The sequence below is a fragment of the Rhizobium sp. Rhizsp82 genome (assembly GCF_047325115.1).
Lineage (GTDB): Bacteria > Pseudomonadota > Alphaproteobacteria > Rhizobiales > Rhizobiaceae > Rhizobium.
This window is the reverse complement of the sequence record NZ_CP168570.1, coordinates 3,527,415-3,541,619: the sequence shown is the minus strand read 5'-3', so window position 1 is coordinate 3,541,619 and position 14,205 is coordinate 3,527,415. Positions and strand designations below refer to the sequence as shown.

Genomic DNA, 14,205 nt, shown 5'->3' with positions numbered 1-14,205 from the left:
CGGGCGCGTTTGTGATCCAGATTGGAACATCGATTGCCTCGACTGCAGAAACGCTATTCGCGCCCGGCGATGATCGAGGCGTCGACAGTTCTGATATCCCGCTTGCCGCACAGCGCCATGGTCGTGTCCATCTCCTTGCGCAGGATTTCGAGTGCCAGCGTCACGCCTTCCTTGCCCATGGCGCCGAGGCCGTAGAGGAAAGGGCGGCCGATATAGGTGCCTTTGGCGCCGAGGGCCACGGCCTTCAGCACGTCCTGGCCGGAGCGGATGCCGCCGTCGAGGTGGATTTCGATCTTATGGCCGACGGCGTCAACGATCGAAGGCAACGTGCTGATCGACGAGGGAGCGCCGTCGAGCTGGCGGCCGCCGTGGTTGGAGACGATGATGGCGTCGGCGCCGGTCTCGGCGGCGAGTTTTGCATCCTCGACATCGTTGATGCCCTTGATGATCAGCGGGCCTCCCCACTTCTCCTTGATCCAGGCGACATCGGACCAGGAGAGCCGCGGGTCGAACTGTTCGTGCGTCCAGATGGATATCGATGAGAGATCGGTGACGTTTTTGGCGTGGCCGATGATGTTGCCGAAGGTGCGGCGCTTGGTCTGCAGCATGTCCAGGCACCAGAGCGGTCGCGTCGCCATCTGCCAGATATGCTTGGGCGTGAATTTCGGCGGAGCCGAGAGGCCGTTGCGCAGGTCCTTGTGGCGCTGGCCGAGGATCTGCAGGTCGGCGGTCAGCACCAGTGCCGAACATTTCGCCGCCTTGGCGCGGTTGATCAGATCGAGGACGAAATCCTTGTCCTTCATCACATAGAGCTGGAACCAGAAGGGCTTCGTCGTCACCGAGGCGACATCCTCGATCGAGCAGATGCTCATGGTCGAGAGCGTGAAGGGGACGCCGAATTCTTCCGCCGCGCGTGCCGCCAGCATCTCGCCATCGGCATGCTGCATGCCGGTCATGCCTGTCGGGGCGAGCGCCACCGGCATCGACACCTTCTGGCCGATCATCTCGGTTTCCAGCGAGCGGTTGGTCATGTCGACGAGGACGCGCTGGCGCAGCTTGATCTTCGCGAAGTCGCTTTCGTTGGCCCGGTAGGTGCTCTCAGTCCAGGCGCCGGAGTCCGCATAATCGAAGAACATCTTCGGGACGCGGCGGCGGGCGAGCGTCTTCAGGTCGGCGATGGTGAGCGGCTTGGACATGAGATCGGCATCCTCCGGAAGGCTATCGAAGACGTATCACACTCGCGGCCTATCGCCAGCAGAATCATGTGCTTAAAGGGCGAGATCCGTTCTATGTGGCGGGTTGACCATCGACCAGTTCAGAAGCGCGTGGGGCAGAGCGGCTGGCCTGGCATCCGTCGGCTGCCGCTCAACTCCGCATCACCCAGCGGATTGCGCCGATCACCGCGAAGGCCATCAGCGGCCAGATCGCCCAGAAGGTGCCGTGCCAGGAGAGCAGGTTGATGGCGATGAGCCCGAGGCCGATGACGGCGAGGCCGGCGAGCTGCGGGTCGACGCGGTTCTGCAGGCGGGCGATCGTCATGGCGGCAGCGAAGGCGAGCACGAGGATCGGCCAGACGGCCCAGAGATTGCCTTCCCAGGTGAGCGCGTTGATGAGGGCGAAAAAAGCTGCGGCAATCGCGAAGATACCGAGGAGTTTTCGGGCTCGTGATGGCGAAGCCAACGGCCGCTGATCCGGGCGGCCGGGCGACGCAGCAGCCGCCGGCTGCGGGGCGGACTGCGCGATCGGCTGCGCATGCGGGGGACGAGTTTCACCGATGCGGATTGCGTAGCTCGGGATCGCTTCGGAGACGTTCTTGACGGTGAGTGGCCCCAGGAAATCGAAGCCGACGGGCACCTTGTTGCGCACCTGGTCGTAGACGGTGCTGGAGATGACGATGCCGCCCGCGGGTGCCGAGGCTTGCAGGCGGGCGGCGATATTGACGCCGTCGCCGTAGATATCGGAGCCGTCGGCGATGACGTCGCCGAGATTGATGCCGATGCGGAACAGCATCTGCGCGCTTGCCGGTTTGGCGTCGTTGAAGGCAGCGAGCTCGGTCTGCACGTCGACGGCGGCGCGCACTGCCTCGACGACGCTTGGGAATTCGGCAATCAGGCCGTCGCCCCAGGTGTTGACGACGCGGCCGCCATGGGCGGTGATCAGGCCGGACATGGCGTCGCGGTAGCGCTTCAGCGTCGCCAGCGTGCCCTCTTCGTCAAGGCCCATGAGGCGCGTGTAGTCCTGCACATCGGCAGAGAAGATGGTCGTCAACTTGCGCTGCGTCTCGCTCATGCTTCCCCCGATTTCGCAGGCGCTATGTCAGAGCGCCACCTTCATCGCGTTGCCCGCGACATATGTCTCCACGATCGACCGGTCGTCGCCCATCGTCTGCAGCAGGAAGAGCTCTTCCGCCAAGGTTTTGACCACATCCATCTTCAGCGCCATGGCCGGCGTTGCCGCGGCGTTGAGGACGACGATGTCGGCGTCGGTGCCGGTCTCCAGCGTGCCGATGCTGTCTGCCAGCGACAGGGCTTCGGCATTGCCCAATGTCATATGGTAATAGCTGTCCAGTGGATTCAAGCGCTCGCCGAGAAGTTGCTGGATCTTGTAGGCCTCGTCCATCGTGCGCAGCATCGAATAGCTGGAGCCGCCGCCGATATCGGTGGCGACGCCGATCCTGACCGGCTTCTCGCGGCGCGACAGCGCCTTCAGCGGGAAGAGGCCGGATCCCAAGAAGAGGTTCGATGTCGGGCAGTGGACGGCGATCGAGCCCGCCTCGCTCATCGCATCCGCCTCGCGGTCGGAGAGATGGATGCAGTGGCCGAACAGCGTCTTCTTTCCGAGCAACCCGTAGCGGGCGTAGGTATCGGTGTAGTCGACCGCTTCAGGATAGAGCTCGCAGGTATAGCGTATCTCGTCGTGATTCTCGGAAAGATGCGTCTGGATATGCAGATCCGGAAATTCGCGGGCGAGCGTTGCTGCCGCTTCCATCTGGGCGGGCGTCGAGGTGATGGCGAAGCGCGGAGTGATGGCGACGTGGTTGCGACCCTTGCCATGCCATTCGGCGATGACGGCGCGGGTCTCGTCATAGCCCATCTCGGGCGTATCGAGCAGGCCCTGCGGCGCGTTGCGGTCCATCATCACCTTGCCGCCGACCATGCACATGCCGCGCTTCATGGCTTCGGCGAAGAAGGCGTCGGCGGAGGTCTTGTGGACGGAACAATAGGCGACGGCGGTCGTCGTGCCGTGGCGGATCAGCTCATCGTAAAAATGCGTGGCGATCTTCTGCGCATGCGCGGTTTCGACGAAGCGGCATTCCTCGGGGAAGGTGTAGGTGTTCAGCCATTCCAGGAGGTTGGCCGCATAGGAGGCGATCACCTGCATCTGCGGGAAATGCAGATGGGTGTCGATGAAGCCGGGCATGATGAGATGCGGGCGATGGTCGATCTCTTCCGTGCCTTCGGGCGCGCTTGCCTTCACATCGGCATAGCTGCCGCTGGCCGCGATCTTGCCGCCGTCGAGCAGCAGGGCGCCGTCGGTCTCGTAGAGATAGCTCTCCGTATCCGTCAGGCTTTGCGGGGCGCGCTTGAACGAGAGCAGGCGCCCGCGCAGAAGTTTCACTGTCATTGCTGTTTGCCTTCGACTGCGCTTTCATACCAGGCGACGAGCAGCTTGCGCTCGTCGGGCGTGATGTCGGTCACGTTGCCCGGGGGCATCGCATGGCTGCGTCCTGCCTGTATATAGATTTCGCGGGCGTGGGCGGCAATTTCCGCGTCGTTTTCGAGGATGACGTTCTTCGGCGGGCGCGCCAGGCCCTCATAGACGGGCTCTGCCGCATGGCACATCGAACAGCGCGTGCCAACCAGCTGCTTGACGGCGGGGAAATGCGCGTCGCCGGCAAATTGCTGGAAGGCGGGAGCGACGGCCGCCGCATCGGCATCCTTTTCGCCGGTCAGCACCTTCGGCACGGTCGACAGCCACATGATCAGGATGAAGAGGATGACGGTGGCGATCCAGGTCCAGGTCGGGCGGCCCTTGCGGGCATGCGTGGTGTTGAACCAGTGGCGGATGGTGACGCCCATCAGGAAGACGAGGGCTGCGATCACCCAGTTGAAGGCGGTGCCGAAGGCCAGCGGATAATGGTTCGACAGCATGAAGAAGATGACGGGCAGCGTCAGGTAGTTGTTGTGCAGCGAGCGCTGCTTGGCGATCTGCCCATATTTCGGATCGGGCGTGCGCCCGGCGATCAGGTCGGCGACGACGATCTTCTGGTTGGGGATGATGATCATGAAGACGTTGGCGGACATGATCGTCGCGGTGAAGGCGCCGAGATGCAGGAAGGCGGCGCGGCCGGTGAAGACCTGCGTATAGCCCCAGGCCATGAAGACCAGCACGGCATAGAGCACGACCATCAGGCCCCAGGTGTTCCTGCCGAGCGGCGACTTGCAGAGCAGGTCGTAGACCAGCCAGCCGCCGGCAAGCGACGCCAGCGAAATCAGGATCGCCGTCGAGGGGCCGATATCGAGCACGTGGCGGTCAATGAGGAATAGATCGGCACCGCCATAATAGACGATGCAGAGCATCAGGAAGCCGGAGAGCCAGGTGAAATAGCTCTCGTATTTGAACCAGGTCAGATGCTCCGGCATCTGGGCGGGCGCCACCAGATATTTCTGGATGTGATAGAAGCCGCCGCCATGGACCTGCCATTCCTCGCCATAGGCGCCGACGGGCAGATGCGGCCGCTTCACGAGGCCGAGATCGAGCGCGATGAAATAGAAGGACGAGCCGATCCAGGCAATCGCGGTGACGACGTGGAACCAGCGCGCCGCAAAGGCCAGCCATTCCCACGCTATGGCATATTCGTACATTCGGTTCCCCTGTCTTCTCGACTCGTCACATTGCAGAATGTTGGTGCATGAGGGAAGGGGGAAGTTCGCTTCCCATCGGGCGGCGAATGGCCGATAGTTCGGGCACCAGGAGAGGGAGAACAACGATGATCCTTGCGCTCTACAGCGATCAGGTGATTGCCGAAAATGCGCCGATGGACCGGCGGTTGGCCGAGATCGCGCGCCAGCGCGGCGAGCACATCGGCTATATCTCGTCGGGCCCCGATCCCGACCGCAGTTTCTTCAGGGAGAAGGCCGCCTATTATGCCGAGCACGGCCTGACGCTCGATCCCTTCATCGATCTCGACGCGGTGGTGCCTGAAGATCTCGAACGTCTGTTCTCCTGCAACGCCATCCACCTCTCCGGCGGCCATACCGGCCACTTTCTGCAGCGGCTGCACAATGCCAACGTCTTCGAACGTCTGCGGTCGTGGGCGCTCGACGACGGCATCCTGATCGGCACCAGCGCCGGGGCGATCCTGATGACGCCGACGATCGCGGTCGATGCCTTCTTCCTGGGACAGCAGCCTTCCGACATCATCGATGGCGAGGCGCTCGATCTCGTGCCCTTCGAGTATTTTCCGCATCTGAACGAGGACGAAAGCTTTCTTCCCAAGCTGCTGCGCTACAGCGAGATGATCAGCCACCCGGTCGTCGCCTGCCGGGACGGTGAGGGGCTGATCGTTCACAGCGACGGCGTTGAGATCTTCGGCAAGCCGCTGATGATCTTTCAGGGATCCGCCGATGTCATCAGCCTGGAAAGGCTCGATGCTTTGATGGTGGCCGCACGCCGTCTTGAAATGTGACGGCTTCGTTACACCTTAATTCGAGGGCTGCCGTGATGCGGTGAGATGCGCGTTGCGGCGGGGCATGCATCGATGGAGATGTGCCCATGCGAAGCATATTGGCATGCGTAATGATTGCCTTTGCCTCCGGTGCTCTGGCGCATGATGCGCCTTCCGGATGGTCTTATGATCCATTCTGTTGCAATGGCGACAGCCAGACCGGCGATTGCCAGATGATCCCGTCAAAGAGCGTCACGGTGACGCCGAACGGTTACCGGGTGACGCTGGTGCCGGGCGACCACCGGCTCGTGACACGCTACCACGTTTTCCTGCTGCCGCTGACCAAGGCGATGCATTCCGGCGACGGCGATTATCATCTCTGCCTGTTTCCGAACGAGGATACGCCGCGCTGCTTCTATGCGCCCGAAATGGGCTATTGAGCCGGCAGCTTGCTGCCGTGCATCTCGGTCATGATCCAGTTCCGGAAAGCCTTGATCTTCGGGACGTTGCGGCGGTTTTCCGGGTAGGCCAGCCAATAGCCTCGCCCGTCGGTGCATTGCAGCTCGAAGGGGCGGATCAGCTTGCCGCTGGCAAGCTCGTCCGGGTAGAAATCCGGCGTCAGGATGGCGACGCCCTGACCGGCGACGGCGGCTGAGGCTTCATAGGCCTGCGCGCCGTAGAAGCTCGTCGCCCGTGTCTTCAGGTTCGATGTCGGAACGCCTGCCGCTTCCAGCCACTGGTGCCACCAGGGGTCGGTGGTGTCGAAGATCCTGAGCTTCAGGAGATCGGCCGGTTGGTGGACGCCGCCGATGGTTTCGGCGAGGGCCGGGCTCAGCATCGGCGTGAAATAGACATCCATCAGCTTCTCGGCGCGCAGGCCCGGCCATTCACCGGTGCCGGAGCGGATGCCGATGTCGAAGGCCTCGCGGCCGAGATCGACCAGCGTATCGGAGGTGTTGATGCGCACCGCGACATTCGGATGGTCGAGCTGGAAGAGGCCGACGCGGCGCGCCAGCCATTGCGAGGCGAAGGTGGCGAGGCAGGTGATCTGCAGCGTCACTTCGGTTTCGCCGCGCGCTTCAGCCATTGCGATCTGCAGCATCTCGAAGGCCTCGGTGACCTGCGGCGCCAGCCTTTCGGCTGTCTCCGTCAGACTGATCTGCCGCGGGCGGCGCAGGAACAGCGGCTCGCCGACATTCTCTTCCAGCAGCTTCACCTGATAGCTGACGGCCGTCTGGGTCATGCCGAGCTCCTCGCCGGCCTTGGTGAAACTGCCGTGCCGGGCAACGGCCTCGAAGACGCGCAGCGCATTCAGCGGGAACTGTTTCGACAGCTTCATGGATAAGTTCTCTTTATGCATGGAGATGATCGTTCGATTGGAATTGCAGCATTTTCAGGCGCAGACTGCAAGTCATACCATCAACTGAATGAAGGTGACTGTCATGAAGGACTCAACGATCGAACGCAGTGAGCTGCACAATGAGCTGCCGGCGCGCGCACTTGTCTCCCGTTTCCGGGCATGGGTCTACCGCACGTTCGTGTATTCCTCGCGGCTCGACGTCGACACCATGCCCGACCGGGTCAGGCGCGATCTCGGGTTCCTGGATGGCCGGGAACCGCGCGATTATTTCGAGCGCTGGCCATAAGCTGCCAGCGCCGCCAGAATCTCGGCGGCGGTCATGGCGGCGATCACCTCCGGGCGCTTGTCGCGCACGGCAGAGCCGCCGATTGGCAGGGTGAGGCGGGCGAGTGACGCCTTCTCGCCGCCCTCGCGCGAAAGCCAGCTTGAGAAGGTTGCGCGCTTGGTGGCCGAGCCGATCATGCCGGTATAGGCGAGGTCCGTTCGCGCCAGCGCTTCGCGGGCAATCAGGAAATCGAGGGCATGGTCGTGGGTCAGGATGGCCATCGCGGAGCCTGCGGGGATTTCCGCGATCAGGGCTTCCGGCATCGCCGTCAGTTTCGTCGCGGTTTCCGCAGGCAAGTTTGCCAATTCTTCCTGGCGGGTCTCGATGACGGTGACCGCAAGCGGCAGTGGGGCGAGGGCCACGGCGAGAGCGCGGCCGACATGGCCGGCACCGAAGAGATAGACGGCGGGGCGGTGTTCGGCTTCGCCGATATGCCTTGCTTCAAGTTCGTTCAGAATGTCATCCGTCACCCTACGGAAACGCAATTGCGTGCGGCCGCCGCAGCATTGGCCGATCTCCGGGCCGAGCGGGATATCCATCGTCTCGGTGCCGGTATCTTCCAGCAGGTCGCGAGCGTTTTCGATCGCCAGATATTCGAACTGCCCGCCGCCGATCGTGCCCCAGATGGCGGTGGGCGAGACCAGCATGAAGGTGCCGGTCTCGCGCGGGGTGGAGCCCTGGGTGCCGGTGATCTCGATGAGGATGGTGGCGGGGTGGGTGGTGAGGAAGGTGTGGAAGTCGGTCATTGGTTGACCGATAGGTTTGTGGGTGGGTTACCCCCCTCTGTCCTGCCGGACATCTCCCCCACAAGGGGGGAGAACGGCAAGAAGCACGGGTTTCCCCAAACAATGGATGTCAGAGTATTGCTGTGGTGCGAGCGGGTGCGCCCAGCCGATCTCCCCCCTTGTGCGGGAGATGCCCGGCAGGGCAGAGGGGGGTAGGCCACGAACGCAGAGCCCCCACTCATTCTCACACCATCTTCATCCGCTCGACCGCCATCAGCACCCGCTCCGGGGTCGCCGGCGCATCGAGCCTTGGGCAGACCCTGTAATCCGCCACACTCGCAACCGCCATCGACAGCGCCTCAAGCACCGAGATCGCCAGCATGAACGGCGGTTCGCCGACGGCCTTGGAGCGGCCGATCGTGGCTTCCTTGTTTTCCGACCATTCGGCCAGCTTGACGTTGAAGACCTTCGGGCGATCGGAGGCGAGCGGGATCTTGTAGGTGGAGGGGGCGTGGGTGCGCAGGCGTCCCTTGTCGTCCCACCAGAGCTCTTCCGTCGTGAGCCAGCCCATGCCCTGCACGAAGGCGCCCTCGACCTGGCCGATATCGATTGCCGGGTTCAGCGAGCGGCCGACATCGTGGAGGATGTCGGTGCGGTCGATGAGGTATTCGCCGGTCAGCGTATCGATCGTCACCTCGGTGCAGGATGCGCCATAGGCGAAGTAGTAGAAGGGCGTGCCGCGGCCGGCGGCGCGGTCCCAGTGGATTTTCGGGGTCTTGTAGAAGCCTGCCGCCGAGAGCTGGACGCGGGCGAAATAGGCCTGCTTGACGAAATCCGGGAAGGGGATCTCGGTCTCGCCGACGCGCACGCGGTTCGGCAGGAAGATGACGTCGGCGGGATCGACGCTCCATTTTTCGGCGGCAAAGGCGACGAGGCGTTCCTTCAGCTGCCGGGCGGCGTCATAGGCCGCCATGCCGTTGAGGTCGGAGCCGGAGGAGGCTGCGGTCGCCGAGGTGTTCGGCACCTTGCCCGTCGTCGTCGGGGTGATCTTCACGCGGTCGATATCGACCTGGAAGCTGTCGGCCAGAACCTGCGCCACCTTGGTATAGAGGCCCTGGCCCATCTCGGTGCCGCCATGGTTCAGGTGGATCGAGCCGTCCTGGTAGATATGGACGAGGGCGCCTGCCTGGTTGAAGGCGGTCATGGTGAAGGAGATGCCGAACTTCACCGGCGTCAGCGCGATGCCCTTGCGGATGTAGCGGCTGTCGCGGTTGAAGCTGATGATGGCGTTGCGGCGGGCCTGATAGTCGGCACTCTCCTCGAGTTCGCCGACGATGCGCTCGAGAATGCTGTCTTCGACTTCCTGATGATAGGGCGTCAGCGTCCGGCCGGAGCCGGGCTGGCCGTAGAAGTTCAGCTTGCGGACTTCGAGCGGATCCTTGCCGGTGGCATAGGCGATTTCCTCGATGAAGCGTTCGGCGCCGAGCATGCCCTGCGGCCCGCCGAAACCGCGGAAGGCGGTGTTGGAGACGGTGTGGGTCTTCAGCGGCTTCGATTGCAGATGCACATGCGGATAGAAATAGCTGGAATCGGCATGGAAGAGGGCGCGGTCGGTGACCGGGCCGGAGAGATCGGAGGAGAAGCCGCAGCGCGCCGCATAGGTGGCGTCAACGGCGTGGATGCGGCCCTCGTCGTCGAAGCCGAGCTCATAATCGACGAGGAAGTCGTGGCGCTTTCCCGTCGCCGTCATGTCCTCGTCGCGGTCCGGGCGGAATTTGACGGCTCGCTTCAGCTTCTTGGCGGCGACGGCGGCGAGTGCGGCAAACTGGTTGCCCTGCGTTTCCTTGCCGCCGAAGCCGCCGCCCATGCGGCGCACGTTGACGGTGACGGCGTTGGAGGGGATATCGAGCACATGGCCGACGATATGCTGGATCTCGCTCGGATGCTGCGTCGAGGACCAGACGGTTACCTCGTCGTCCTCGCCGGGGATCGCCATGGCGATATGGCCCTCGAGATAGAAATGCTCCTGGCCGCCGATGCGCATCTGGCCGCGCAGCCGGTGCTTCGCATTGTCCATCTCGGCCTTCGCCTCGCCGCGCTTCAGCGTCATCGGCGTGATGACCAGCGGGCTGCCATTTTCCAGCGCGCCGTCGATATCGCTCCAGTGCGGCAGATCGCGATATTCGATCTTCGCCTTGCGGGCGGCATGGCGGGCGGCCTCGCGGGTTTCGGCGATGACGGCGAAGATCGGCTGGCCGTGGAACTCGACCTTGGTCTCGGCAAGCAGTGGCTCGTCATGGCTGCCGTTCGAGGAGACGTCGTTGACGCCGGGAACGTCCTTGCCGGTGAAGACGAGGACGACGCCGGGATGACGGCGGACTTCGGAGAGGTCCATGCTGAGGATATCGGCATGCGCCCGGTCCGATGTGCCGAGAGCGCCATGCAGGAGACCTGCGGGTTCGGGAATATCGTCGATATAATCGGCGCTTCCGGTGACATGCTTATGCGCCGAATCATGTTTCAGCGCGCCGTGCATCGGGCCGGAGATCATGGCTTTCGGGTTTTCGAAGGTGGATTTATCCATGGGGGTGCTCCATGGCGATGAGAGGCGCGTGCGGCCCCCTCATCCGGCTGCCGCCACCTTCTCCCCAAGGGGAGAAGGGACGCGTGGCGCTGCTGCGGTTTTCCCTTCTCCCCAACGGGGAGAAGGTGCCCGAAGGGCGGATGAGGGGGCTGCTTGCGCAAACCGTCATGACATCAACCATCACGCCACCCCCTCGAACCGCTTGAGCTCCACCGGCGTCCCCACCGTCTCCAGATAAAACCGCGTCAGCAGGTTCCGCGCCGTCAGCTGGCGGTACTCCGCCGTGGCCCGCCAGTCGGAGAGTGGCTGGAAATCCGCGTCGAAGGTGCCGCGGGCGGCGTCGATGGTGGCTTCGGTCCAGGGCTTGCCGAGCAGGTCTGACTCCACGGTGCGGGCGCGCTTGGGGATGCCGGCCATGCCGCCGAAGGCGATGCGGATGTCGTGGACGTCGCCGTTGTCGTCGAGCGTCAGGTAGAAGGCGCCGAGAACGGCGGTGATGTCCTCGTCGCGACGCTTGGTGATCTTGTAGACGGCGAAATGCGTGCCCTCGGCCGGGTAGGGCACGAAGACGCTCTCGACGAATTCGCCGGCTTTGCGGTCCTGCCTGCCATAGGCGATGAAATAGTCTTCGAGCCGCAGCATGCGGGTACCGGCCGCCGAGCGCAGCTTGACGGTGGCGCCGAGCGCGATCAGCGGCGGCGGGCTGTCGCCGATCGGCGAGCCGTTGGCGATATTGCCGCCGATCGTGCCCATGTTGCGCACCTGCTCGCCGCCGATGCGGTTGATCAGGCCGGCGAGCGCCGGCACCTTCTTGGCCAGCACCTCGAAGGCCTTGGTATAGGTGACGCCGGCGCCGAAGGTCACGCCGCCCTCGGTCACCTTGATCGCCTGCAATTCGCTCAGGTGATTGATGAAGACGACGGGGGTGAGTGCGCGCATCTGCTTCGTCACCCAGAGGCCGACATCGGTGGAGCCGGCGACGATGGTTGCCGTGGGTTCTTCGGCGAGAATGCGGGCCAGTCCCTCGACCGAGCCGGGGATAACAAGCTTGCCGGCGTCGGAGGCGATAGCGATCGTCTCGCGCGGCTGCAGCGCCCAGAGGCGGGCGACGATATCGGAGCGGGTCTTTTCGAGCGGGTCGAAGAGCGTGCTCGGTCGTGCCCTGGCGATCGCTTCCGCCGCCTTGACGATCGGCTCGTAGCCCGTGCACCGACAGAGATTGCCCTGCAGCGCTTTTTCGATCTGCGGGCGGCCGGGCTTTTCGCTGGACAGCCAGAGGCCATAGAGCGACATCACGAAACCCGGCGTGCAGAAGCCGCATTGCGAGCCGTGGTAATCGACCATCGCCTGCTGAACCGGGTGCAGCGTGCCGTCCTTGGCGGCCAGATGCTCGACGGTCACGACATGGGTGCCGTTCAGCGAGCCCATGAAGCGGATGCAGGCATTGACGGATTCATAGGCGAGCTTGCCGTCGACAAGGCGGCCGATCAGCACCGTGCAGGCGCCGCAATCGCCTTCGGCGCATCCTTCCTTCGTGCCGGTCAGCCGGCGCCTCAAACGCAGAAAATCGAGAAGCGTTTCGGTCGGCCGGACATCTCTCAGCGTGATGTCCTCGCCATTGAGGATGAAGCGGATGGCGTCGTTCATGATGTTCCTTATTCTTGTTTTTCTAAATGGTTATGCCGCAGTCCAGCCCCCGTCAATCGAGATATGCGTGCCGGTGACCTGGCGGGCGTCGTCGCTTGCGAGGTAGAGCGCCAGCGCGCCGATCTCCTCGGCCTTGACGAATTCATGCGTCGGCTGCGCCTTCAGGATCACCTCGGTCTTCACCTGCTCCTCGGTCATGCCGCGGGCCTTGGCCGTATCTGGAATCTGCTTCTCGACCAGCGGCGTCAGCACGTAGCCGGGGCAGATGGCGTTGACGGTCACGCCCGACTCAGCGAGCTCGAGTGCCGCCGTTTTCGTCAGCCCTAATATACCATGTTTCGCCGCCACGTAGGCGGATTTGAACGGCGAGGCGACGAGGCCGTGGGCGGAGGCGATATTGATGATGCGGCCATGCTTCTTCGCCTTCATGTGCGGAATGGCTGATCGCATCGTGTGGAAGGAACTCGAGAGATTGATGGCGATGATCTGGTCCCACTTCTCGACGGGAAAGTCCTCGATCTTCTCGACATGCTGGATACCGGCATTGTTGACGAGGACGTCGACCGTTCCGAAGGTTTTGGCTGCCGTCTCGATCAGGTCGGCGATCTCGGCGGGCTTGGTCATGTCGGCCGGATGGTAGAGGGCGCGGCCCTCTGAAAGTGATTCAAGCCGCTCGGTGATCGCCTTGATTTCTTCGGCTTTTCCGAAGCCGTTGATGACGACGTTGTCGCCCTTGCCGGCAAAGGCGGTGGCGATCGCCAGGCCGATGCCGCTGGTGGAGCCGGTGACGACGACGGTTCTTTTCATAAGCGCTTCTCCTTGGTCCGGGTTGGACCAAGGTTATGCGCAAAGCCTTGCGGCTGACAATCGCCGAATGGCGTTCTCAGCTTCCGGCGAGAAGCGCCGTGGTGAAGGCGGCGGAAAAATCCGGGCGCGCGGTCAGCACCTTGCCATCGGCATCCTTCAGAATGCCGGCGTCGAACAGGTAATCGCCGATCGCTTTCATCTTCGCCGGGTCGATGGCACCGGCCTTGCCGGGGGCGGTGCGCAGATAGCCGTCGGAGGCTAGCGTTTTCAGCGACGCCTTGACGAGGTCCGGATTGGTGAGCGCTCCGTCAGTCCCTGCAATCAGGATCGCGGCGGCTTCATCCGGATGATCGGCGGCGAATTCATAGCCGCGGCGGGTCGCCTGCATGAAGGCGCGGGCGAGATCGGGCTTTTCCGAGAGATAGGCGCTGCTGGTGCCGAGAATGGCCGTGTGCTCATCCGGCACGCCGTAGTCGGCATAGACGAAGGCGCGCTGGGCCTTGTTCTCAAGCTCGGCCTGAACACCTTCCCAGGTATAGACCTCAAGCGTGAAATCGACAGCGCCATTGTCGAGCGCCTGATAGGCGGAAGTGCCGAGCGTCACGGTCTCGAACTCGCCCTTGCCGCCGGCGTTCCTGATCATCGAACCGAGCAGGGCATTTTCCCAGGCGCTGCCGAAGCCGCCATAGGTCTTGCCGTCGAGATCCTTCGGCGTCTTGATGTCTGTGCGGTCCCCTTTGAAGACGACGCGGCCGGTTTCCTTCTGGACGATCGCGAAGGTACCCACGAGATTGGCACCGGCGGCGCGCTGGGTCATCAGGCCGATCGAGCCGAGAACGCCGAAATCGGCAATGCGGCTGGCGACGAGGGTTGCGGCAGAGGTGTCGGTATAGGGGAGAATATCGACCTCGATGCCGGCGTCGCGGTAGAAATTCTTCTCGCGGGCGACGTAAAGGCCGATGTGATTGGTGTTCGGCGTCCAGTCGAGGGCGACCGAGACCTTGGGGCTTGCGGCGCGGACGGCAAGCGGTGCGGCGGTCAGGGCGAGAATGCCTGCAAGCGCCGTGCGGCGGGTGATGATCGGCATGG

Annotated in this window: 13 protein-coding genes; 3 read left to right on the top strand and 10 right to left on the bottom strand. The window is 63.4% G+C overall.

From position 1 onward, the window contains the following. Window positions 1-53 precede the first annotated feature (53 nt). From ACEN84_RS22650 to puuD, 4 genes are all read right to left on the bottom strand, one after another. Window positions 54-1,196 carry an L-lactate dehydrogenase gene (locus ACEN84_RS22650; RefSeq protein WP_413709986.1) on the bottom strand — a complete coding sequence of 381 codons (1,143 nt, stop codon included), beginning with the start codon at window positions 1,194-1,196 and terminating at the stop codon, window positions 54-56. A gap of 169 nt (window positions 1,197-1,365) precedes the next feature. Continuing rightward, window positions 1,366-2,289 carry an adenylate/guanylate cyclase domain-containing protein gene (locus ACEN84_RS22645; RefSeq protein WP_413709985.1) on the bottom strand — a complete coding sequence of 308 codons (924 nt, stop codon included), beginning with the start codon at window positions 2,287-2,289 and terminating at the stop codon, window positions 1,366-1,368. A gap of 27 nt (window positions 2,290-2,316) precedes the next feature. Continuing rightward, on the bottom strand, window positions 2,317-3,624 hold the full coding sequence (gene guaD / locus ACEN84_RS22640; protein ID WP_413709984.1) for a guanine deaminase: 1,308 nt from the start codon (window positions 3,622-3,624) through the stop codon (window positions 2,317-2,319). Then, window positions 3,621-4,865, bottom strand: a complete 1,245-nt coding sequence (puuD, locus tag ACEN84_RS22635; protein ID WP_413709983.1) for a urate hydroxylase PuuD — start codon at window positions 4,863-4,865, stop codon at window positions 3,621-3,623. Before puuD ends, guaD begins: the two co-directional genes overlap by 4 nt. Before the next feature lie 125 nt (window positions 4,866-4,990). Between puuD and ACEN84_RS22630 the strand changes: the two genes are divergently transcribed. Together ACEN84_RS22630 and ACEN84_RS22625 are read left to right on the top strand one after the other, a co-directional pair. Then, a complete protein-coding gene (locus ACEN84_RS22630) occupies window positions 4,991-5,689 on the top strand; it encodes a Type 1 glutamine amidotransferase-like domain-containing protein (RefSeq protein ID WP_413709982.1) in 699 nt (232 codons plus the stop codon). Between the two features lie 86 nt (window positions 5,690-5,775). Continuing rightward, on the top strand, window positions 5,776-6,108 hold the full coding sequence (locus tag ACEN84_RS22625) for a hypothetical protein (RefSeq protein ID WP_112719453.1): 333 nt from the start codon (window positions 5,776-5,778) through the stop codon (window positions 6,106-6,108). Here ACEN84_RS22625 and ACEN84_RS22620 read toward each other — a convergent pair. Then, window positions 6,102-7,007: a LysR substrate-binding domain-containing protein gene (locus tag ACEN84_RS22620; protein ID WP_413709981.1), complete on the bottom strand. Its 906-nt coding sequence runs from the start codon at window positions 7,005-7,007 to the stop codon at window positions 6,102-6,104. The genes ACEN84_RS22625 and ACEN84_RS22620 overlap by 7 nt on opposite strands. Before the next feature lie 103 nt (window positions 7,008-7,110). Here ACEN84_RS22620 and ACEN84_RS22615 point away from each other — a divergent pair, with 103 nt between their 5' ends. After that, window positions 7,111-7,314, top strand: a complete 204-nt coding sequence (locus tag ACEN84_RS22615) for a hypothetical protein (protein ID WP_246777461.1) — start codon at window positions 7,111-7,113, stop codon at window positions 7,312-7,314. Here the strand turns inward: ACEN84_RS22615 and xdhC are convergent. From xdhC to ACEN84_RS22590, 5 genes are all read right to left on the bottom strand, one after another. Then, window positions 7,293-8,099, bottom strand: coding sequence for a xanthine dehydrogenase accessory protein XdhC (xdhC, locus tag ACEN84_RS22610; protein ID WP_413709980.1), 807 nt, complete (start codon window positions 8,097-8,099; stop codon window positions 7,293-7,295). The genes ACEN84_RS22615 and xdhC overlap by 22 nt on opposite strands. A 223-nt stretch (window positions 8,100-8,322) precedes the next feature. Continuing rightward, complete coding sequence (gene xdhB / locus ACEN84_RS22605; RefSeq protein ID WP_413709979.1) at window positions 8,323-10,662, bottom strand: xanthine dehydrogenase molybdopterin binding subunit; 2,340 nt, start codon at window positions 10,660-10,662, stop codon at window positions 8,323-8,325. Between the two features lie 180 nt (window positions 10,663-10,842). Further along, the gene (xdhA, locus tag ACEN84_RS22600; RefSeq protein WP_413709978.1) at window positions 10,843-12,309 is read right to left on the bottom strand and encodes a xanthine dehydrogenase small subunit; all 1,467 of its coding nucleotides are present in this window, start codon (window positions 12,307-12,309) and stop codon (window positions 10,843-10,845) included. Between the two features lie 30 nt (window positions 12,310-12,339). Continuing rightward, a complete protein-coding gene (locus tag ACEN84_RS22595) occupies window positions 12,340-13,116 on the bottom strand; it encodes a 3-hydroxybutyrate dehydrogenase (RefSeq protein ID WP_413709977.1) in 777 nt (258 codons plus the stop codon). A 76-nt stretch (window positions 13,117-13,192) separates the two neighbouring features. Next, window positions 13,193-14,203 (bottom strand): ABC transporter substrate-binding protein, encoded by a 1,011-nt coding sequence (locus tag ACEN84_RS22590; protein ID WP_413711344.1) that lies wholly within the window; start codon window positions 14,201-14,203, stop codon window positions 13,193-13,195. Between the last annotated feature and the right edge of the window lie 2 nt (window positions 14,204-14,205).

Coding starts and splice junctions, on each gene's coding strand:
- ACEN84_RS22650 (WP_413709986.1), bottom strand. CDS start 1,196: ATGTCCAAGCCGCTCACCATCGCCGACCTGAAGACGCTCGCCCGCCGC.
- ACEN84_RS22645 (WP_413709985.1), bottom strand. CDS start 2,289: ATGAGCGAGACGCAGCGCAAGTTGACGACCATCTTCTCTGCCGATGTG.
- guaD (WP_413709984.1), bottom strand. CDS start 3,624: ATGACAGTGAAACTTCTGCGCGGGCGCCTGCTCTCGTTCAAGCGCGCC.
- puuD (WP_413709983.1), bottom strand. CDS start 4,865: ATGTACGAATATGCCATAGCGTGGGAATGGCTGGCCTTTGCGGCGCGC.
- ACEN84_RS22630 (WP_413709982.1), top strand. CDS start 4,991: ATGATCCTTGCGCTCTACAGCGATCAGGTGATTGCCGAAAATGCGCCG.
- ACEN84_RS22625 (WP_112719453.1), top strand. CDS start 5,776: ATGCGAAGCATATTGGCATGCGTAATGATTGCCTTTGCCTCCGGTGCT.
- ACEN84_RS22620 (WP_413709981.1), bottom strand. CDS start 7,007: ATGAAGCTGTCGAAACAGTTCCCGCTGAATGCGCTGCGCGTCTTCGAG.
- ACEN84_RS22615 (WP_246777461.1), top strand. CDS start 7,111: ATGAAGGACTCAACGATCGAACGCAGTGAGCTGCACAATGAGCTGCCG.
- xdhC (WP_413709980.1), bottom strand. CDS start 8,099: ATGACCGACTTCCACACCTTCCTCACCACCCACCCCGCCACCATCCTC.
- xdhB (WP_413709979.1), bottom strand. CDS start 10,662: ATGGATAAATCCACCTTCGAAAACCCGAAAGCCATGATCTCCGGCCCG.
- xdhA (WP_413709978.1), bottom strand. CDS start 12,309: ATGAACGACGCCATCCGCTTCATCCTCAATGGCGAGGACATCACGCTG.
- ACEN84_RS22595 (WP_413709977.1), bottom strand. CDS start 13,116: ATGAAAAGAACCGTCGTCGTCACCGGCTCCACCAGCGGCATCGGCCTG.
- ACEN84_RS22590 (WP_413711344.1), bottom strand. CDS start 14,203: ATGCCGATCATCACCCGCCGCACGGCGCTTGCAGGCATTCTCGCCCTG.